The sequence below is a fragment of the Amycolatopsis sp. NPDC051061 genome (assembly GCF_040682935.1).
Lineage (GTDB): Bacteria > Actinomycetota > Actinomycetes > Mycobacteriales > Pseudonocardiaceae > Amycolatopsis.
Window position 1 is genome coordinate 43,227 of the sequence record NZ_JBFBBZ010000056.1, and the last position, 18,913, is coordinate 62,139.

Below are 18,913 nucleotides of genomic sequence, written 5' to 3' on the forward strand. Positions count from 1 at the left end.
ATCGATATGAGAAGTCTCCAGAAGTTCCCCCTCGGTAAAGCGCTCATCTCCTTGACCGCGGCGGGAACCCTGGTCGGCCCGTACCTCGCCGACTGGAACGAAACACACATCCACAATCCGGCATGGCCGCCGCACGCCAAGTTCCACAACGCCCAGACCATGAGCATGGGTGCCGGGCTATCCCTGGCGACGCTGTACCACCTGTGGAAGCCGGGCCGTTCGCGTGCCGCACTGGACAGTGCGACCATCACGGCAAGCCTCTACTTGCTGACCCAGCTCTCCGCCGGGCTCTATCCGGGAACCGCCAGCGCCGACCCGCCCCGCGAAGACAACTGGCAGCAGCTCAAGTTCGCCCTCCCCGGCCTCGGGCTGGTCTTGCTCGGCTACGTGGTCGAGCGCTACCGGATGACGAAGACGCGAACCTGAGAATACGGCCGCTCCTAGTACTTTCGGCCGATGTCCGCACGGCGAAAACCCTCCGAAAGACGTGAGCCATTTCGGGGTTCTTGTCCTGGCGCCGGTTCGACCGCCAATCACCGTCCTAATGTGGCGGTGCTTCGTGATCTTGAACCGGAACAGAAGAGGGGACCCATTTTGCCCACCCGGACCAGATTCCTCGGCACCACGCTCGCGGCAGCGGGCACCGTGGCGGCGCTCGCGCTCGCCACGGCCGTTCCCGCGGCCGCGGCCGTGCCGTCCACCGTCGAGCAGGACGTCGCGCAGCTGTACCAGGACGTCACCGACCTCTACAACGGCCTGCCCGCGAGCGCGCTGCGCAACGTCGACCGGCTCATCGAGTCGCCGATCCCGCAGATCGGCCCCCGGAGCCAGGCCGCGCAAGGCCCGATCCCCGGCTGCACCGAGGGTTCGCTGCTGACGTACGCCAACAAGCTCGCGTCACAGCTCACCCCGCTCGAGAGCCAGGCGCTCGACGCACTGTCGGGGCTCAGCCAGCTCTACGTCCAGGGCGTCGCGTCCGACAAGGCCCCGCAGGTCTTCGGCACCGACGGCCAGTACACCTCGCGCGCCACCGACACGATCGGCAAGCTGCGCGGCTTCTGGGACATCGAGAGCTGGAACATCCAGCTCGTCGCCTGGAAGGGCACCGATCTCGGCAGCCAGGCGAAGATGGCGCAGACCTTCAGCCTCGGCCTCGCGCCGGCGAAGGTGAAGGCCGCCGCCGCGCTCGCCACCAAGGTGCTCTACGAAGTGCCGGGCATGCAGGGCGGCCGCAACCCGCTGCTGACCCTGAACGCGTTCTCCGCTCCGGCCGACAGCCTCGGCGGCAAGCGCGTGGCGCTGGGCGACGGCCTGCTCGACACGGTGAACCTCCTCGGGTTCGACGACGTCTCGGTGGAGTCCGTGGTCGGCCACGAGTACGGCCACCAGGTCGACTTCGCCCACGAAAACTACCCGCGGAACGAGTCTTCCGAGATGGGCCCGGACGCCTACGGCGGCTACTTCGTCGCGCACGCCAAGGGTTTCAGGTGGGACGCCCGCACCCAGCAGGAGGTCATCTACCTGGACGCCTCCATCGGCGACTGCTACCACAGCCACGGCACCCCCGACCAGCGCAAGGCCGCCGGTGCCTGGGGCGAGAAGCAGGCGACGAGCCAGGGCAACCCGAACCGGATCGTCCCGTCCGCCACGATGATCGAGAAGTTCCAGAAGGAATACCCGAAGCTGATGCCGCCGGCCACTGATCAGCCGGCCGCGGCGGCGGTGGCGGCGGCTCACGGCTGAGCCCCGGTTCCCGTCGGCGGGCCGTCTCCCCGAACCGGGGGAGACGGCCCGCTTCCCGGGAGATCGTCCGTCCGAAGTGGACGAAGTCAGCTCCCTGACCGGGTCAGCGCCCGACGCCAGTACTCGGTGACCGGCCGCCGCAACCGTTCGGTGTCGACGGCTGCCGGGTCCAGCAGTCGCTGCAACCCGATTCCGCGGAGTTGCCCGACGACGGCGATCGCGACGTCGCCGGGTTCGACGTCGGGCCGGATGGTGCCGTCGTCGATGCCCGCCACGACATCCTCGCGCAGGTCGGCGCGGAACTGCTCGTCCCGCTCGCGGAAGATCGGGGCCAGTTCCGACGCCGTGGCCGCCTCGGCCCACAGCAGCAGGAACGCCCGGCTCAGCACCCCCACCCCGCCGAGCGCTCCGACGTACCCGTCGACCAGCCGCAGGAGACGGTCCAGACCGGGCTTCAGCCCGTCGAGCCCGGGTACGAACCCGGTCTGCGTCGCGCGCGCCAGGCGTTCGAGGAGCACCTGCTTCGATCCGAAGTGATGAGTGACCAGCCCCCGGCTGTACCCGGCTCGCTCGCCGACCCGCGCCAGCGTCAGTGAGCGCACCCCCTGGTCGACGACCAGTTCGGCGGCGGCGCTGAGCAACGCGGCTTCGGCCTGGTCACGGCGCTCCTGCTGGGTGCGACGGGCAGTGGTCATGGAAAGGATCGTACAACATACTTGTCATCCGACCAACAAGTATGGCAGTCTGGCGACGTGACCCAGAAGGCTTTCACCGCGGCCTGGAGCGACGTCGACGGTGGCCGCTGGCGCCACTTCGGCCCCGGCGACCGGGTGCTCGTGTTCGGCGCGCCGGATCCGGCGACCGGGTGGTCCCTCGTCCGCCGCGGCGCGGTCACCGACGTCTCCGCCGAAAGCATCGGCGTGGACTTCGGCGCGGCCGGCCAAGCGGTGTTCACCGCCGGCGACGGGGTCCGGATCAGCCACGTGGCCGGGTCCTGCCGATGCGTGGTAGCCCTTTAGCGACCGCAGTTCGTCGAATCCCCCGCGGGGTGCCGGGTGGGTACCTGCAGCGCGGCGCCGGGCCTGACCTGGCGCACGTCACCGCCGCCGACCCGGACCGGCAGCGGCGGACCGGCGCGCAAGGTCAGTTTCGTGGTCTGCCGGCCGACGGACACGTCGAACGTGCGGCCGTGCCACTTGACCCCGGTGAGGTCGACCCCCGGCAGCTGCGGGGGCAGGAAGGGGTCGACGGTGACCGCGTCGGTTCCCCAGCGCAGCCCGGTGAACCCGTAGAGGAACTCCTGCAGGTAACCGCCCTGGCCGGTCGTGAAGTCGAACGCCCCGCCGGTGCGGGTTTCGTACCACTGGTCGAACGGTGCGGCCAGGTACGGATCCGCACTGGTGCGCAGGGAGTTGTAAACGGCGCAGCCGGGAGACCCGAGGGCCGAACCGGCGATGACGGCGATCGCGTCCGTCATGGACGGACCGTTCGGGTCGGTGCGCGCCTGGTAGTAGTCGAGGTCGTTTTGGGCGAGGGCCGGTGCCATCGGCAGGGCCCAGGGGTATTGCAGCAGCGTCACGTCGGCCTGCTTGACGGTCTGCCCGGCGTACCCGTCGAACTCGGGATGGATGTTCGCGCCCGCGTCCACCGGGATCTTCAGGCCGTCGGCGACCTTGCCCCACGCCGGATCGGCGCTCCGGCCGGCGATCCCCGCGGCGCGGATCGCGATGCGCAGCGAGGCTTGTGCTCCGGCGTTGGTGGTCACGCTGTTGTCGACGTTGTCGTGGTACTCGTCGGCGCCCTTGACGTCCTTGATGGCGTACCCGCCGGCCGGGTCGGGCACGGCGCGCGTGGCCCAGTAGTCGGCGATGCCCCGCAGCACGGGCCAGGCCTTGTCCCACAGCCACGCCTTGTCGCCGCTCGCTTCGTAGTACTGCCACTGCGCCAGGGCGATGTCGGAGTTGATGTGGATTTCCTGCTTGCCGTCGGGAGACCAGTCCGGCGTGGTCTCCTTGCCGGTCAGCGCGCTCTGCCAGGGGAACTTGGCGCCCTTGATCGGATGGTCCGGAGTGGACAGTGCCGCGGCGGCGGCCTGGGCCGCCGGCAGGCGCTGCTGCCGGTAGGTGTTCGCGTCGGCGGCGATGTCGGGGTACTGGGCGAGCAGCGCCGGGTACATCCACGTTTCCATGTCCCAGAACACGTGGCCGCTGTAGCCGTCCGAGGACAACCCGCCCGGGCTCGCGCTCCACACGACCCCGGCGCGCACGCTCGCGAGCAGGTAGAACATCGACGCGTGGACCTGCGCGGTCATGGTGGCGTCCCCGGGAACCGAGATGCTCGACTGCCACAGCCGTGACCACGCGTCGTCGTTGCGGGCCAGCGCGCGCTGGTAGCCGTCTTCGGCGGCGCGGGCCGCGGTCTTCGCGGCGGCCTGGCGCGGGCTCGCGGCCGCGAGCGGCCGGTCGGTGTCGACGCTGGAGGCGACGCCGACGTACTTGGTGACCCGCAGCGGTTGCCCGGCGCGGACCGGGAAATCCGCGCGCTGGCCGGCACCGCCGTCACCCGGGTCGGCGAGCGCCCGGGTGGGCACCGTCTTCCCGTCGACGCGCAGCACGGAGTTCACCCCGGCGGTGACCAGGTTCCCGTCGCTCACGACGGTCTGCGACAACGTCGCGGTCCGCCCGTCCACCCGCGAGTCCGTCGTCGAAGCGTGGTCCAGTCCACGGCCGTCTAACTCGTCGACGACGGTGGCCGTTCCGCTCCAGTGCGGGACGGCCCGCACGCTCACCGTGCCGAGGTGGCCGTCCGCACGGTTGGCGTTGACCTCGTAGGCGAAGCTGGTCATGTCACCCGCGGGCGAGGTCCAGTCGAACGCCGTGGTCAGCACCCCGGTGCGCAGGTCCATCGACTGCCGGTAGTTCGTGGTGGTGCCGACCGAATCGGAGGCGACCTGCGTCGGCGGCTGCGCGCCGTCCGGGTACAGCGCGAGGTAGTCGACGTTCACCCGCGCCGTGTCCCCGTCGGTGACGGTGATCTCGAGCGTGTTCGCGCCCGCGTTCAGGGTCACCGGCACGGTCACCACCGCCCAGTCGTCCCAACTGGCCAGGCTGGGCACGGACAGCTGCTGGAGCGTGCCGTTCACGCCGATGTGGACGGTCTGCGGGCTCCCGCTGCCGTTGCCGTAGCGCACGGCCAGCGTCGCCGGACCGGCCGGCGCGTCCCGGATCGGGATGACGTCGGTGCCGCCGACCGTCGGAGTGTCGTTGGTGTTCAGCCCGGCCAGGTAAGCGCCGACGGTGGAGCCGGGGTGAGAGCTCTCGACGAACGCGCCCCCGGAAATCTTCCCGTAGGAGGTGGGGCACAGCCGCCCGAAACCGCAGGACCACTCCCCCAGTCCGTAGACGTCGCCGCCGCGCCCGAAGCCGAGCGTGGTCCAGGTCGGCAGACCGGCGCGCTCTTCCTGCCCGGCCGAGGGCGCGCCGTAGAAGCCGGCGAGCTGGGACTGGGTGACGATGGGCTTGCTGCTGTACCCATGGCCCGCCGCGGGCACCCGGGCGCCGAGGTAGCCGTTGCCGACGAACGTCGGGGAGTAGTTCTTCGAGGTGTCGGTCGTGCTCAGCACCCAACCGTCGCCACTGCCGGCGTGCCCCGGAGCAGGGGTGGCCGAGGCCGGCACCGTCATGACGCCCAGCAGCAGGCAGCCGACGGTGACCAAGAAAGCCGCTCGGCTCGTGTGCACGCTTCGCCTCGTTCTGCCGGCGCCACCGGCGTCGCCGTACTTCGTCATCGAACCGGCACCTCTCTCGCGGCGGCCCCCACGCCAATATGTTGCGGGTAACAACATATCGGCCGATCCCGGGGCTGGTAAAGACGGCGGACCGGGATCTCACGACAAACATTTGCCGGGCGACTGAGGGCGATCCCGAGCCGGCCGTGTTCCGGCACTTCGGCCCGGGCGAGGGCGTGGTACCCGATCAGCCCGGCGCACAACAGCGGCGCCGGCTCGTCAACAGCCTCAACCGAGCTTGAGATTCTGCGCGATCACGTTGCCCGCGTACGCGTTCACACCGAGCCTCCCGGACGCGTAGGCAGTGTCGGTCGCGTCGATGAGCGGGTCGGCGCCGTCGCCCAGCCATACCCGGATCCGCGATCCCGCGGTCCGGACCGTCACGTGATAGGTGCGGCCCTCGACGACCGGCGTCGCGTGGATCGCGATGTCCCTGCCCGGCCGCCACAACTTGACCAGGCCGCTGGTGTCGATGGACGCCGTGTAGCCGGTTCCGTCCGCCGCCGCCCGGAAGGTCAGGCCCGCCGCGGTCCCGTTGGTGACCGACAAGTCGCCTTGATAGGTGAAGTCCGTTCCGGTGCGGTCGCTGAGGAAGAAGCCGTCACCGGCCGCGTTCCCGCGCAGGCCGGCCGGAGTCGTGGTCCACGTGCCGCTCGGCGCTGTCCAAGGCCCCGAGGGGAAGGCGGTGAAACCGCCTGGGCCGGTGTTCAGGTTCTGGACGGTCGCCACTCCCCCGTACGCGTTCGCGCCGAACAGTCCGGACGGGTACGCGGTGTCCGTGGCGTCGATGACCGGGTCGGCGCCGTGGTCGAGCCAGACCCGGATGCGCGAGCCGGTGGTCTCCACACGCAGGTGATGGGTCTGTCCCTTGGCGATCGGTGTCGCATACGTCGCGATGTCACGCCCCGGTCGCCAGAGCTTCACCACGCCGCTGCTGTCGATGTTCGCCGTGTAGCCGGCTCCTTCGGCGGTGGCGCGGAACGTCAGACCCGCCGCCTGGGCGGTGTCGAGCCGGACATCGCCCTGGTACACGCCATCGGACCCGCTGCTCGCGCTCAAGTAGAACCCGTCTCCGGTGGTCTGCGCCCGCTTGCCGCCACTGGTGTCGGTCCACGCGCCGCCGGCCGCGTGCCACGGACCGGCGAGGGTGCTTTCCAAAGTGGACTGATCGGTGCCCCAGCTGGTGCTCAACCGCGTGAACGTCGCGTTCTTGAGGCTTACCTGGCCACCGGTGGCGAACAGCCGGATCCCCTGGCTCACCGCGGCGGAGTCGAAGTTGACGTTGTCGGCCAGCGAGAACTTCCCGCCGTCGGCGAACACCTCGAGCTGCCCACGGTCGACCAGCAGCCGCACGCTCACCTCGTTCCCGCTGGGAGCCAGTGGTTTGCCGTAGAGCGTGCCGGCGGCGCGGTCGTAGGCGACAACCCGGTCGGCCGTGCCGTCGGAACGGCTGTGCAGCGCGAACCCGAACTGGCTCGCGGTCGCCCCGGCCAGGTCGAACGTGGCGGTGATCTCGTAGGTGTCGGCGCGGATCCCGTCGAACAGGTTGCGCCCGTCCCGGACCGTCTCGTTCCGCCAAGTCCGGCTGTCGGCGCGCAGCGCGCTCAACTCGGTGACCGGCGTGCGCGTCACCACGGGACCGTCCGGCGAGTCGACCAGGCCGAGCGTGACCGGAAAGGTCGCGTTGCCGGTCCAGCTGCTCCCGCGGTTCCCGCCCTGCCACGCCATCTGCACGGCGCGGCCGTCAGGCGTGCCGGTGAACGTCTCCGCCGCGTAGAACGTGCCGCCCGCGTACGTGGTCCCGAGGTTCATCTTCTTCGGTTGCGGGCGGTCGGTCCGGAACGTGCGGCCGTCGAACGTGCCGACGACGTAGTCGCTCGACGCCGAAGTCAGCACCCACCGCCCGCCGAGCGGGAACAGGTCGGGGCACTCGAAGAGCCAGTCGCCCGCGTACCGGCTGGCGAACGTCCACTTCAGCAGGTTCGGCGACGTGTAGAGGTCGACGCCGTTACCGCCCCGGTTCGACCAGACGACCATCACCCACTGGTTGCGGGCAGCGTCCCACCCCACCTTCGGATCGCGGCTGTCCGCCGGGATGTCGATCTGCTTGCGCCCCCCGTCGTAGGACTGGAAGCTGCGGCCGTCGTCGTTGCTGTAGAACACGCTGACGCCGTTGGTGTTGGAGAACACCACGATCGGGTCGAGCGAGCCGGTCTTGAGTCCCGACGTGTTCGCCTTGTCGACCACTCCCCCGCCGGAGAACAGCGTGCCCGGGTGCACACCGGGCTCCAGTGCGACCGGTTTCTGCGTCCAGCGCACGAGATCAGGGCTCGTCGCGTGACCCAGTGCATCGTGTCCCAGTCCAGGCCGTGCGGATTGTGCTGGTAGAAGAAGTGGTAGTGCCCGTTGGCGTAGACCAGTCCGGTGGGGTCGTTCATCCACCCCGACTGCGAGCTGAAGTGGAACTGGCCCCGGAACGGCTCCGAGTAGGTGGTGGCCGGGTAGGGGAACTCCGGGTAGTCCCAGGCGGCTCCGGCGCTCGCCGGAGTGCCGGGAGCCAGGACGGCCGAGGCGACCAGGAGCACGACCGCGAGCATCCGGCGGACCATGGGACCATCCTTTCACGACACTCCGAAGTGGACGTTCACAGGCGGTCGAGCGGGACGGCCGCGGCCATGGCGCGGTAGCCCGCGTCGCCGGGGTGGAGGTGGTCGCCGGAGTCGTAGCCGGCGAGCATCGCCTCCGGGTCGGCCGGGTTGCGGATGGCGGCGTCGAAGTCGGCCCAGCCGTCGAACACCCCGCCGTTGTCGCGGATGAAGGCGTTGACCTCATCGCGCGCCGCCAGGTGCGCGTCACTGCTGCAGGTGCACCCCTTGATCGGGGTGAGCGTGCCGGCCAGCACCCGGATGCGGGCCGCGTGCAACTCGGCGGCGATCTCCTTCAACCCGGCGATGACGTCGGCGGCGCTCGCGCCGCTGTTGATGTCGTTGATGCCTTCGAGGACGATCGCGGTCCGCACCCCCGGCCGGCTGATCAAGTCGTGGTTCAGCCGGGCCAGTGCGCTGACGCCGGCCGTGCGGCCGTCGGGGACGCCGCTGAAGGCGTCCTGCAGGATCCGGTTGCCGGAGATGCCTTCGTTCACGACGGCGCGACCCGGCAGGCGCCGGGCCAGGAAGTCCGGCCAGCGGCTGTTCGTGTTCGGAGTGGACAGATAGCCGTCGGTGATCGAGTCGCCGAACGCGACTGTGGTGCCGGTGCCGCCCGGGCCGGTCACGTCGATGCCGGAGAGGATCGTCCAGAAGCCGAAGGTGCCCGCGGACGGGAACTCGGCGACGTCCGCCGTGTGGTCCCCGGTGCCATCCGCCGTGGTGTACATGTCCTGCACGGCAACGCTGTGCATGGGCGCGTTGGTGACGGTGCCCTTCAGGTACAGGCTCACCAGCAGGTCGGCGCCGGCGGGCACGGCGAACGGCACGGGGTCGCTGACGGCCTGCCCGCCCGCCGGGAGCGCCGCTTCGCGCTGCCCGCCGAAGGTCAGCGTCACCGGTGTGCGTGCCGGGACCGCGCCCGCGCCCCGGACGGCGATGGTCGCGTGGCCGATGACCAGCGGGCCGGGGTCGTAGGCGTTGTCCAGCCGGATCCGCACCTGGGAGCCGCCGCGGCTGGTGTGCTCCACCATCCGCAGCGTGCGTTCGGTCCACGGGCCGGCGGCGAGGCCGTCGTCCGTGGCCGTGGCCCACGTCGCCGTCCACGGCCCGGCCGCGGGCCGGGTGCCGATCGAGAAGACGTGCAGGGCCCCGCCCGAAGTCGTCTTCGGCAAGGTGACGGCGGTGACCGGAACGCCGGGGTCGAGCGGGACCGAGACGGTGTAGAGCTTCGCGGAGAACGCGCTCGGCCCGGCCGGGGTGTTCCAGCGCGGGAACGCGACCGTCAGCCGGTCGGTCGGGCCGAAGAACCAGTCCGGCGCGCCCAACCGGAAGTCCTGGAGGTGCCCGCCGGCGTACTCGAGCTGCCCGGTGCCCTCGGTCGCCGTACCGGTGCTGGTCACGAGGAACGACAAGGCGGCGCCGGCGAACCGGTCGCGAATGCGCTGGCCGTCGGCGACCACGTTGTCGGGCGTCCCCGGCGCGGCGGCGGGCAGCCGCATCGGCGCGCCATCGACCGTGACGACCCGGCCGCGGTCCCAGCCGGCGGCGGTGAGGTCCTCGGCGATGAGGCTGTGCCCGCTGCCGTCCAGGTTCGCCGACGCCGGCGCGCCGGCCGGGCTGGTTCCGGCGTTGTCGAACGCGGCGGCGAGGCCGGGGTAGGTGACCGCCGCGTCCGCCGGCCCGGCCGGCACCAGCAGCCCGGCGACCAGCACGGCGACCGGCAGGATCCGTTTCACGAGGTCCTCACAGGGGTCCAGGCGCAGTGGTGAACTTCGGCGTTCCCACGGGTGACAACGTTGTCGGCACGCAGCACAAACGCCTCGCCGGTCGTCAGCTTTCCCGGTGGTGCCCGCCAGTACTATGAAACGTTTCAAGCATCATGTCACCGCACTCGCGACGCTCACAACCGCCAAAGAGGTGAGCACGCGCCCTGAACTCCTGAGCGCCGCCAGACGAAGAGCTCGCGGTAGATCGTGTACCAGCTGAACGCCCACACGAGCACGGCGGCTCGTCGCACCCATCGCAGCGGCCGGTCGTGATCAGCCGGCACGGCGAGCCCGCTTCAGGATGGCGACGCGCAGCGTTTCCGCCGGAACACCGGTCGTGTGCAGGATCCCGATTCCGCGCGCACACTGCCGGCCTGAGTGTCCGGAAGCCTTTCTGGGCGACAGCCGTCGTACTCGTGGTTTCCTCGCCCTCCTCGCTTCGGCGAGTGACTTCCTGCCCTGGGCCAACGGTCGTCGCCGGCGGCGTGGGGTACACCCTCCGCACGGCGGCGCTGCAGGACGACACCTCGGTGCCGGCTGCGCTGCCGCCGGCCCCCGGCGAGCTTGCCCGTCCGGCGCCGGCCCACACTTCGCCGCTCGGGACGTGTCGACCTTCCGCGGCATCACGCAAGACACGCTGAACCTGCTCAACGGCGGGAACCAAGCGGCCGCGACAAGCCGGGTCGACGACCTCGAAATCCAGTGGGACAACTCCGAAGCCCGGTTGAAGCCCAAGAACCGGTCCGAGTGGACGCAGGTCGACGGGAAGATCGACAAGGTCCTGCGCGAGCTCCGGGCGACCAGCCCGGACGAGGCCGGGGAAAGGCCGCCCTCACCACGGTCCTGGCCACACTCGGCTGATCGGCGCCCATCCGCTCAGAAGACGTCGCCCGGGCAGTACCGAGAGGACGGTCAGCCGCTGTGGCCGTGCTCGATCGCGCCCATTTCGTGGCCCTCGAAACCGTCCGCCCCGAAGCCGTGCACGGCACCCACGACGATCGCCGCGGCGAGCAAGAGTCCGATGAGGACGGTGACGATGATCAGCAGCCGACGACGACCGGGCGTGGGTTCGCTTGCCCGACCGCGCACCACCGCGAGATCGGCGGCGAGCGCCGCGCGAGCGGCAGCCAGGATCTGGCGCCATCCCTTGGGGGCATGCTGCTCCGGTGCGGGCAGGTCGGCGGTCATCGAGGCCAGTTCGTGCCGGTAACGGATCTCCTCGAGGCGGCCGAGGCGTTCTTCGACCTCGTCCATCGTCAGCCGGCCCTCCCCGGCCGCCGCGCAGAGCTTGGCCCGGACCTCCTCACGTTCCGCGTCCGAGCAGCGGATCCCCTCGGGCACAGTGGTACCCGGCGCGTTCTCACTCATCATTTCCTCTTTCGCTCCGAAAGCACTTCTCCCGAGGCTAACCACGGAAATCGGAGCAGGACGCCCGCGAACGTTAATCTTCGATGAGAGTTCGGCTCCCGCGCGAGAACCTCAACTACAGTTACGGTGTGTCATCGGCAACGGGACGAAGGGACGCCGGGTGCACTTGGTGATCGTCGACGACGAGACGGCCGTGCAGGACTCGCTGTCGCGCACGCTGCGGTTCGAGGGCTACACCGTCTCCATCGCGGGTGACGGAGCCGCCGGGCTCACGCTGATCCGCGACGAGACCCCCGACGGCGTGCTGCTCGACGTCACGATGCCCGTGCTCGGCGGCCTGGAGGTCTGCCGGGTGCTGCGGGCCGAAGGCAACACCGTGCCGGTTCTCATGCTGACCGCGCGCACCGCCGTGACCGACCGGGTGGCCGGTCTCGACGCCGGTGCCGACGACTACCTGGTGAAGCCGTTCGCGCTGCAGGAACTGCTGGCCCGGGTACGCGCACTGCTGCGCCGCACCGAGTACAACGTTCCGGCCGCTCCCGCGGCGCTGCGCTTCGCCGACGTGGCGCTCGACCCGGCGACCCGGGAAGTGTTCCGCGGCGACCGCGCCCTGCACCTCACCCGCACCGAGTTCGCGATGCTGGAGACGTTCCTGCGCCACCCCCGGATCGTGCTCACCCGCTCCGTGATGTTCGAGCACGTCTGGGGTTACGACTTCGGGGCCGCGTCCAACGGGCTCGACGTCTACGTCAGCTACCTGCGCCGCAAGCTGGAAGCCGACGGCCAGCCCCGATTGCTGCACACGGTGCGCGGCGTCGGGTACGTACTGCGCGAGGAGCCGCTGTGAAGCGGCCCCGCTGGAAGAAGCTGTCGCTGCGGGCGCGGCTCGGCGTCCTCGTCGCCACCGCGGTCGCGCTCGCCGTCGTGACGGTCTCGGCGATCTCCTGGGGTATCACCCGGGCCGACCTCTACGACCAGTTCGACGCCCGGCTGCAGTCCTACGCCCAGCTCGCCGCGAAAGCCTCCTCGCCCGAGGAAGCGCTCTCGACCCTGCGCTCCACCACCACCAAGTCCGGGCCCGACCGGAACAACGGCCTCACCGTCGAGTTCCGCTCGGCCGCCGGCGCCGTCACCGCGATAGCGGGCGCGATCCCGGAACTCCCGCCCCCGCCGCCGGAAGCGCCGTTCTCCGTCAGCCGGGCGTCCAACGTCCACCGCGGCGACGGAGACCGGTTCCGCATGTGGACCGCCGCGCGGTCCGACGGGGGCACGGTCCAGGTCGCGCAGGACTCCGAAGACGTCGAGGACAGCTTGGCCCGGCTGGGTTTCTGGCTGCTCGTGGTGTCCGCCGCCGGAGTGCTCGGCGCCACCGTGGTCGGCCGGGCGATCGCCCGCTCGGCGCTCCGGCCGGTCGACGACCTCACTTCCGCCGCCGAAAACGTCGCCCGCACCCAGGAGCTGTCGGCGGCCATCGACGTCACCGCGTCCGGCGAAATCGGGCGGCTGGCCACATCGTTCAACGCGATGCTCACCGCGTTGAGCCGCTCCCGCGACGAGCAGCAGCGGCTGGTCGAGGACGCCGGGCACGAGCTACGGACGCCATTGACGAGTCTGCGCACCAACATCGAGCTGCTGATCCACGCCGACGCGAACCCCGAGCGTGAGCTCTCGGCCGACGACCGGTCCCGGCTGCTGACCGACCTCGACACCCAGGCCGTCGAGCTGACGGCCCTGATCGGCGAGCTGGTCGACCTGTCCACCGGGGAACGGCCGAGCGAAGCCGAGGAGCACCTCGCACTGGCCGACGTCGTCACCGCGGCCGTCGAACGCACCCGGTCGCGCTGGCCGAACGTCACCTTCGGCGCCGAGCTGGCCGATGCCGACGTGCTCGCGCGCCCGGCCGCCCTCGAACGAGCGGTGCTGAACGTGCTCGACAACGCCGCGAAGTGGTCACCGGCCGGCGGGAGGGTGCAGGTGACCATGTCGGTCGAGAGCGAGACGGTGCGTGTCCGCGTCGACGACGAAGGCCCCGGTATCCCCGAGGCGGATCTGCCGCACGTGTTCGAGCGGTTCTACCGGGCCGACGCCGCCCGCGCGCTACCCGGCTCCGGACTGGGGCTGGCCATCGTCGAACAGGTCATCGTCCAGCACGGCGGGCGAGCCTCGGCCTCCCGCGCCGACAGCGGGGGCGCCCGGTTCGATCTCGTGTTTCCGCTGACCGCTTCTTAAGGAAACTCAGCGCGATCTTCATCGAACTCTCATGGACGGCCGACACCGTCTGAGGGGTGACTCCACGGACCGCGCTTTCGCCCACGCCCCTGGCGACGCTGACGCTGGTCATGGCCGCCGTCGCGCAGGCGATCATCGCCGGGCTGACCTTCGGGCTCGCCGGCCGCGTCAGCCCCTGGCGTGACCCGGTCAGCGACTACGCCTGGCACCGCGGCGGCCGGCTGCTGTTCGCGATAGCGATCCTGCTGCTGCTCGCGTGCGCGGCAGCTCTGGCGGTCGCCGCGCAGCTGGCCGCGCTGCCTCGTGGCCCGCTGGTGAGCACGCTCTTCCTGTTCTGGGCGGCCGGGCTCGTGGTGGTCCTGTTCTTCCGGAGCAGCTTCAGCGCGGCGGACCCCACGGTGTCCGGCGAGATCCACCGTCTGGGCGGGGCGGTGCTGTTCGCCAGCCTGCCGCTCGCGGCCTGGGCGTTGAGCACCCGGTTGCGAGCCGAGCCCCGCTGGCGCACCGCGGCCCCGGCACTCCGGCGCGGCGCGATCGCCGGAGTCGTGACCACGGCCGCGTTCGGCACGGCGCAGCTGGTCAGCCGGCTCCCGGCCGGGCTGCTCGAACGCGCCGCGCTGCTGGCCGAGTTCCTGATCGTCGCCACGATGGCGATCGCCCTGCGACGCGCGGCCCGCCGGCCACAGCGCCCCACGGCCACGACGTCGGAGGCCGTCCGATGACCGCCCTCGCCATCGTCTGCGCCCTGGTCGCCGCCGTGTTGTTCGCGGTGGCCGCGACCCGGCAGCACGCCGAGGTCACCGAGCTGGCCGTCGAGGGCACGCCCGGACTGCGCGTCCTGGCCCGGCTGCTGCGCTCCCCCGGCTGGTGGACCGGCACCGCGCTGGCGACCGGAGGCAGCCTGCTTCACATCGTCGCCCTGTCGCTGGCCCCGCTTCCGGTGGTCCAGCCCCTCGGGGTGTTCAGCCTGGTCCTGACCGTCCTGTTCGGACGGCGTGCCCGCAACCGCCGGGTGGTGTCCGCCGTCGTGGTCGTGGTGGCGGGCGTCGCCGGGTTCGTGGCCCTCGCTTCCTCGGCCACCCCGTCCGTGGCAATCAGCGCGGGGACGGCCGAAGCCGTGGCTGTCATCGGGTTCGTGATCGCGGCGCTCGCGTGGTTCGCCCGGGCCGGGTGCGCCGCGCTGGCCGCCGCAGCGGCTGTCCTCTTCGGACTCGGCTCGTCGGTCGTGCACGCCGCCGCGGCCCAGCCGCTGACCACCGTGGTCCTGCTCGGCGGGCAGGCTCTGCTGCTGCTCGGCGCCGGCGGCGTGATCCTGCACCGCGCCTACGCCGCGGGGCCCACCGCCGTCGTCGTCGGCACGACGACCGTGCTCGATCCCCTGACCGCTGTCGCCGTCGCCGCCTTGGCCTACGGCGAGGTCCCGCAGCCCGCGGCGGCGCTCGCCGCGGTCGTCGCTCTCGCCGGTGTGCGCGTGCTCGCCGGTGCCGTTCCGCTAGCCCATCCGAAGATCGAGGAGAAAACCGTGCCCGAGCACCCGACCGGCCTTCGCGTCCTGATCGGCGCCGACACGTTCCCGCCCAACATCAACGGCGCGGCGTTCTTCGCCGAGCGCCTGGCCCGGGGACTCGCCGGCCGCGGTCACGAAGTCCACGTCGTCTGCCCCTCCGACGACGGCCCCGCCCGCAGCGAGCAGCGCGACGGCTACATGATTCACCGGATTCGCTCCCACGCGATCCCGTTTCACGGCGAATACCGGTTCTGTACCCCCGGCGGCGCCCGGACGGCCGTCGGCGAGATCGTGGACCGGGTCCGCCCGGACGTCGTCCACGTCCAGGCGCACTTCGGCGTCGGCCGCGCCCTGCTGGAAGTGGCGGCCGACCGCGACGTTCCCGGCATGGCGACGAACCACTTCATGCCGGACAACCTCCTCGGCTACACCCCGTTCCCCCGGCGGGTGAAGGACGCGCTCGCCCGCTGGGCCTGGAAGGACCTCGTACGCGTCTACCGCGACGCACGCATCATCACCACGCCGACGCCCCGGGCGGCCGAAGTCCTCGCCGGGATCGGGCTCGACCGGCCGGCCCAGGTCGTGTCCTGCGGCATCGACCTCGCCCACTACGCCGCACCGGCCCGCCCGATCGACCGGCCGATGTCCGTCCTGTTCGTCGGGCGCCTCGACGCGGAGAAGAACATCGACCAGCTGCTGCGCTCCCTCGCCCCGCTGCCCCACGTCCGCGCGGACCTCGTCGGCGACGGCACCCGGCGCCCGGAGCTCGAAACCCTCGCCGCGGAGCTCGGTGTCACCGATCGGGTGACCTTCCACGGCTTCGTCTCCGATGCCGAGCTCGTGCACCGCTACGCCGAGGCCGACGTCTTCTGCATGCCCGGCACGGCCGAGCTGCAGAGCCTCGCCACCATGGAGGCCATGGCGGCGGGCCTCCCGGTCATCGCCGCCGACGCGCTCGCCCTGCCCCACCTGGTCCACCACGACGAGAACGGCTACCTGTTCGAGCCGGGCGCGATCACCACGATCTCCCGCTGGATCGCCGAGCTGGCCGCCGACCCGGACCTGCGCGCACGTATGAGCGAGGCGTCACGGACGATCGTCGCGCGCCACGACATCGAGGACGCGCTGGCGACTTTCGAGACGCAGTATCGGATCCTGCTCGGCATTCCGGCGTCGTCCGCAGTCGGCCAGGCCGCGTAGTCGATCACCGATCCCGGGTAAGCGCTCGGCCAACTCAGATTGGTCGGGCGCTTACCCGTTCCCTGTGACAGTGCGGCATGCCCGAACGCAGGTTGATCGACGAGGGCGAAGCTGGCTGATCTGACCGATCGGCTGGCAGCGTGTCTCGGCCCGTCAACCTTTGCGCTGGTGTAACCGAGCCGCCGGCCGTACCGGTGAACTCGCCCGAAAGCGACATCCGGTTACCCACGTCGTCTGGATGCCGCACAACCCAGCGGAGCGTCCGGCCCGGCGAAGGCCGGCGGGCTGCCGGCGGCGAGACGTGGCCGCGTCGCGGGATTGCGCGAAGAGCGCGAAGGTGCCAGTCTGGCCAGCACACTCTACGCATCGGACACAACATGGAATTGACGCCCTGGGACGGCTCGAGAATCGGGTTGGATCAGGAGGAGATGCGTCGGCACAATCGCGGTACTTTTCTTCGCCTTGTGCACCTGAGCGGCGGAATCTCGCGGGCTGAACTCGCGAGACGGATGAACCTCAACCGAAGCACGATCAAGACGTTGACGGCAGAACTGAGCGCAGCGGGCCTGGTCCGGGAAGTGTCGCAGACAGACAATCGTCACCAGGGCCGCCCTTCGCTCATTGTGCGGCCGGAGACTCAGCGTTTCCATGTATTGGCGTTCGACGTCGCGGTGGACCGGTTGGTCGCCGCCCGGATCGGCCTCGGCGGTGTCATCCTGGACCGCAAGGTCGCTGCCCGGCGCCGATCCGGAGTCGATCTCGACTATGTGGTCACGACGCTCGCGAACCTCGGCCGCCAGTTGACCGAGGCGGCGCCGTCGACGTCGACTTGTGTGGGGCTGGGGGCCTCGTACTGCGGAATGATCCGTCCCGACGACGGGACCGTCCGTTTCGGCCCCGACCTCGGATGGGTTGACCAGGCGTTCGGCGCTGAACTGGCACGGCGGCTGGGTCTGGGACTGCGGGTGCCGGTGGGAAACGAGGCGCATCTCGGAGCGCTCGCGGAGCACCTTCGTGGGGCCGGGATGGGGGTGCAAAACCTTGTCTACCTGCACGGCGACGTCGGCGTCGGTGGTGGGATCATCGTCGGCGGCACGGTGCTGGACGGCGACGCGGGGTACGGCTGCGAGCTGGGTCATATGGTCGTCAACCCGCACGGCGGGCGACCTTGTGGCTGCGGCTCCAGCGGGTGCCTCGAGGCGGAAGCCGGTGAACGGGCCTTGCTGGACGCCGCACGCCGACCGCCGGAGGTCTTCGGTCGTGACGCCGTGCGGGCGGTGGCCGCCGACGCTGCCGCGGGCGATGCCGATGCTCGAGACGCGCTCGATTACGTCGGGGATTGGCTGGGCATCGGCGTGGCCAATCTCATCAATCTCTTCAATCCGGCGGTGGTCGTCTTCGGTGGAATGTTGCGGGATGTGTACGCCGGTGTACTGCCGCGAGTGCGTAGTCGCGTCGCACGCAATGTTCTGCCGGTGGCGAAGGAAAAAGTGCGCCTGAGCGTGTCGGCTCTCGGGGACGACGCCACCCTGATCGGCGCCGGCGAGCTCGGATTCTCGCGACTGCTGCACGATCCATTGAGCGAAACGCCGCGGGTTTCGCCGAACGCTTGGTGATCCGGGCGCGGCGTGTCACCCGGACGCAAGCGACCTGCGCGACGCGCGGTCGCGGACGTCGGTGTCCGGGTGGTCGCGGAGCACCAGCACCACTTCGCGCCACTCACGCGGCCAGCCGGCCCGGGCGCAAGCCTGGCTCGCGATAGCCGCCGCGAACACTCCCCGACGGCACGAGCAAACGGAAACCGGCTCTAGGACAAGAGTATCGCCATGCGACGCGTCACTACACGCGGCCAAAACAATCACCACCGCACTTGACGCAACCGTATTTTTCCCTACATAGGTACCACGAGAAACGGATCCTGATATGTACGTTTTGCGACAATCGACAAGACCCTTTCCGTCATTAATTTCACTCAAGCTCAGTTAATTGATCACCGAAAATTCGGTAGTTTGTACACCCGAAAGAGCCGAAGTAGACACGGCTGGCCCATATTTATTCCGGACTGGACTACGTAGATTGCACCGCATGTCGCGCATCGGTTCCATTCTCACCGCCACCGTGCTGGCCACCCTGTTCGTTTCCCACGGACCAGCCGCCGCGGCGAAATCGCCGACGCCGGGACCGGTGTGCGACCACCAGCCGGTCGCGTACACCACGGCGCCACCCGGCGCGGTCGTGATCGACCCGGCGGTCCCGGGCGACCTTTACCACAAGACGCAGGACGCCCCGCCGGGAACGACGTTCTGGCTTCCACCCGGCACACACACCCTCGCCACAGACCCGTTCGGCCAAGTGATCCCGAAGGACGGAGACACCTACCTGGGCGCACCGGGCGCGGTGCTCGACGGGCAGCGAATCAACCTGGCCGCGTTCACCCAGCAAGCCAAGAACGTCGTCATCCGCGGCCTGACCGTCCAGAACTTCGTCGCGCCGCAGGACCAGGGCGTCGTCAACCACGACTCGGGCGAACACTGGACCATCGAAAACACCACCGTGCAGAACAACGGCGGCGGGCGCCGGGATGGCCGGCGCCGCCCCCGCGGGCCGGACCAAACCCACCCCCCCCCCCCGGCAAACACGCCACAACCCCAACCACCGCACCCCC

At 70.4% G+C, this 18,913-nt stretch carries 14 protein-coding genes and 2 pseudogenes; 9 read left to right on the top strand and 7 right to left on the bottom strand.

The genetic code is table 11. From position 1 onward, the window contains the following. Positions 1 to 6 precede the first annotated feature (6 nt). Together AB0N03_RS44245 and AB0N03_RS44250 are read left to right on the top strand one after the other, a co-directional pair. On the top strand, positions 7 to 426 hold the full coding sequence (locus AB0N03_RS44245) for a DUF6640 family protein (protein ID WP_364386028.1): 420 nt from the start codon (positions 7 to 9) through the stop codon (positions 424 to 426). Positions 427 to 594: 168 nt separating this feature from the next. Beyond that, a complete protein-coding gene (locus AB0N03_RS44250; RefSeq protein WP_364386031.1) occupies positions 595 to 1,743 on the top strand; it encodes a hypothetical protein in 1,149 nt (382 codons plus the stop codon). Between the two features lie 86 nt (positions 1,744 to 1,829). Here AB0N03_RS44250 and AB0N03_RS44255 read toward each other — a convergent pair whose 3' ends face one another. Next, the gene (locus tag AB0N03_RS44255; protein ID WP_364386034.1) at positions 1,830 to 2,438 is read right to left on the bottom strand and encodes a TetR/AcrR family transcriptional regulator; all 609 of its coding nucleotides are present in this window, start codon (positions 2,436 to 2,438) and stop codon (positions 1,830 to 1,832) included. A gap of 57 nt (positions 2,439 to 2,495) precedes the next feature. Between AB0N03_RS44255 and AB0N03_RS44260 the strand changes: the two genes are divergently transcribed. Further along, on the top strand, positions 2,496 to 2,762 hold the full coding sequence (locus tag AB0N03_RS44260; RefSeq protein ID WP_364386037.1) for a hypothetical protein: 267 nt from the start codon (positions 2,496 to 2,498) through the stop codon (positions 2,760 to 2,762). On the opposite strand, the gene AB0N03_RS44265 is transcribed toward AB0N03_RS44260, so the two are convergent. The 5 genes and pseudogenes from AB0N03_RS44265 to AB0N03_RS44285 form a co-directional block, all read right to left on the bottom strand. Beyond that, a complete protein-coding gene (locus AB0N03_RS44265) occupies positions 2,759 to 5,482 on the bottom strand; it encodes a glycosyl hydrolase family 65 protein (protein ID WP_364386039.1) in 2,724 nt (907 codons plus the stop codon). The two genes, AB0N03_RS44260 and AB0N03_RS44265, sit on opposite strands and share 4 nt — an antisense overlap. 276 nt (positions 5,483 to 5,758) lie before the next feature. Beyond that, complete coding sequence (locus AB0N03_RS44270) at positions 5,759 to 7,258, bottom strand: GH32 C-terminal domain-containing protein (RefSeq protein ID WP_364386066.1); 1,500 nt, start codon at positions 7,256 to 7,258, stop codon at positions 5,759 to 5,761. Then, a pseudogene (locus AB0N03_RS44275) lies at positions 7,241 to 8,139 on the bottom strand (glycoside hydrolase family 32 protein); the annotation flags it as partial. The gene AB0N03_RS44270 and the pseudogene AB0N03_RS44275, both read right to left, overlap by 18 nt. Before the next feature lie 35 nt (positions 8,140 to 8,174). Then, positions 8,175 to 9,914, bottom strand: a complete 1,740-nt coding sequence (locus tag AB0N03_RS44280) for an SGNH/GDSL hydrolase family protein (RefSeq protein WP_364386042.1) — start codon at positions 9,912 to 9,914, stop codon at positions 8,175 to 8,177. Between the two features lie 942 nt (positions 9,915 to 10,856). Then, the gene (locus AB0N03_RS44285; RefSeq protein ID WP_364386045.1) at positions 10,857 to 11,312 is read right to left on the bottom strand and encodes a DUF1707 domain-containing protein; all 456 of its coding nucleotides are present in this window, start codon (positions 11,310 to 11,312) and stop codon (positions 10,857 to 10,859) included. A gap of 160 nt (positions 11,313 to 11,472) precedes the next feature. Here AB0N03_RS44285 and AB0N03_RS44290 point away from each other — a divergent pair, with 160 nt between their 5' ends. From AB0N03_RS44290 to AB0N03_RS44310, 5 genes are all read left to right on the top strand, one after another. Then, positions 11,473 to 12,159, top strand: a complete 687-nt coding sequence (locus AB0N03_RS44290) for a response regulator transcription factor (RefSeq protein WP_364386048.1) — start codon at positions 11,473 to 11,475, stop codon at positions 12,157 to 12,159. Continuing rightward, complete coding sequence (locus AB0N03_RS44295; RefSeq protein ID WP_364386051.1) at positions 12,156 to 13,541, top strand: HAMP domain-containing sensor histidine kinase; 1,386 nt, start codon at positions 12,156 to 12,158, stop codon at positions 13,539 to 13,541. Before AB0N03_RS44290 ends, AB0N03_RS44295 begins: the two co-directional genes overlap by 4 nt. Before the next feature lie 56 nt (positions 13,542 to 13,597). After that, a complete protein-coding gene (locus AB0N03_RS44300) occupies positions 13,598 to 14,263 on the top strand; it encodes a DUF998 domain-containing protein (RefSeq protein WP_364386054.1) in 666 nt (221 codons plus the stop codon). Next, on the top strand, positions 14,260 to 16,248 hold the full coding sequence (locus tag AB0N03_RS44305) for a glycosyltransferase family 4 protein (protein WP_364386057.1): 1,989 nt from the start codon (positions 14,260 to 14,262) through the stop codon (positions 16,246 to 16,248). Before AB0N03_RS44300 ends, AB0N03_RS44305 begins: the two co-directional genes overlap by 4 nt. A 377-nt stretch (positions 16,249 to 16,625) precedes the next feature. Further along, positions 16,626 to 17,864 (top strand): ROK family transcriptional regulator, encoded by a 1,239-nt coding sequence (locus tag AB0N03_RS44310; RefSeq protein WP_364386060.1) that lies wholly within the window; start codon positions 16,626 to 16,628, stop codon positions 17,862 to 17,864. Positions 17,865 to 17,879: 15 nt separating this feature from the next. Here the strand turns inward: AB0N03_RS44310 and AB0N03_RS44315 are convergent, their stop codons facing one another. After that, the gene (locus tag AB0N03_RS44315) at positions 17,880 to 18,023 is read right to left on the bottom strand and encodes a hypothetical protein (protein ID WP_364386063.1); all 144 of its coding nucleotides are present in this window, start codon (positions 18,021 to 18,023) and stop codon (positions 17,880 to 17,882) included. A 310-nt stretch (positions 18,024 to 18,333) separates the two neighbouring features. Here AB0N03_RS44315 and AB0N03_RS44320 point away from each other — a divergent pair. Continuing rightward, positions 18,334 to 18,913 (top strand): annotated as a pseudogene (locus AB0N03_RS44320) (hypothetical protein); the annotation flags it as partial.

Excerpts from the sequence above, each read along its gene's own strand:
- AB0N03_RS44245 (WP_364386028.1), top strand. The coding sequence starts at position 7 with ATGAGAAGTCTCCAGAAGTTCCCCCTCGGTAAAGCGCTCATCTCCTTG.
- AB0N03_RS44255 (WP_364386034.1), bottom strand. The coding sequence starts at position 2,438 with ATGACCACTGCCCGTCGCACCCAGCAGGAGCGCCGTGACCAGGCCGAA.
- AB0N03_RS44270 (WP_364386066.1), bottom strand. The coding sequence starts at position 7,258 with ATGGCGTGGCAGGGCGGGAACCGCGGGAGCAGCTGGACCGGCAACGCG.
- AB0N03_RS44285 (WP_364386045.1), bottom strand. The coding sequence starts at position 11,312 with ATGAGTGAGAACGCGCCGGGTACCACTGTGCCCGAGGGGATCCGCTGC.
- AB0N03_RS44305 (WP_364386057.1), top strand. The coding sequence starts at position 14,260 with ATGACCGCCCTCGCCATCGTCTGCGCCCTGGTCGCCGCCGTGTTGTTC.
- AB0N03_RS44310 (WP_364386060.1), top strand. The coding sequence starts at position 16,626 with ATGGAATTGACGCCCTGGGACGGCTCGAGAATCGGGTTGGATCAGGAG.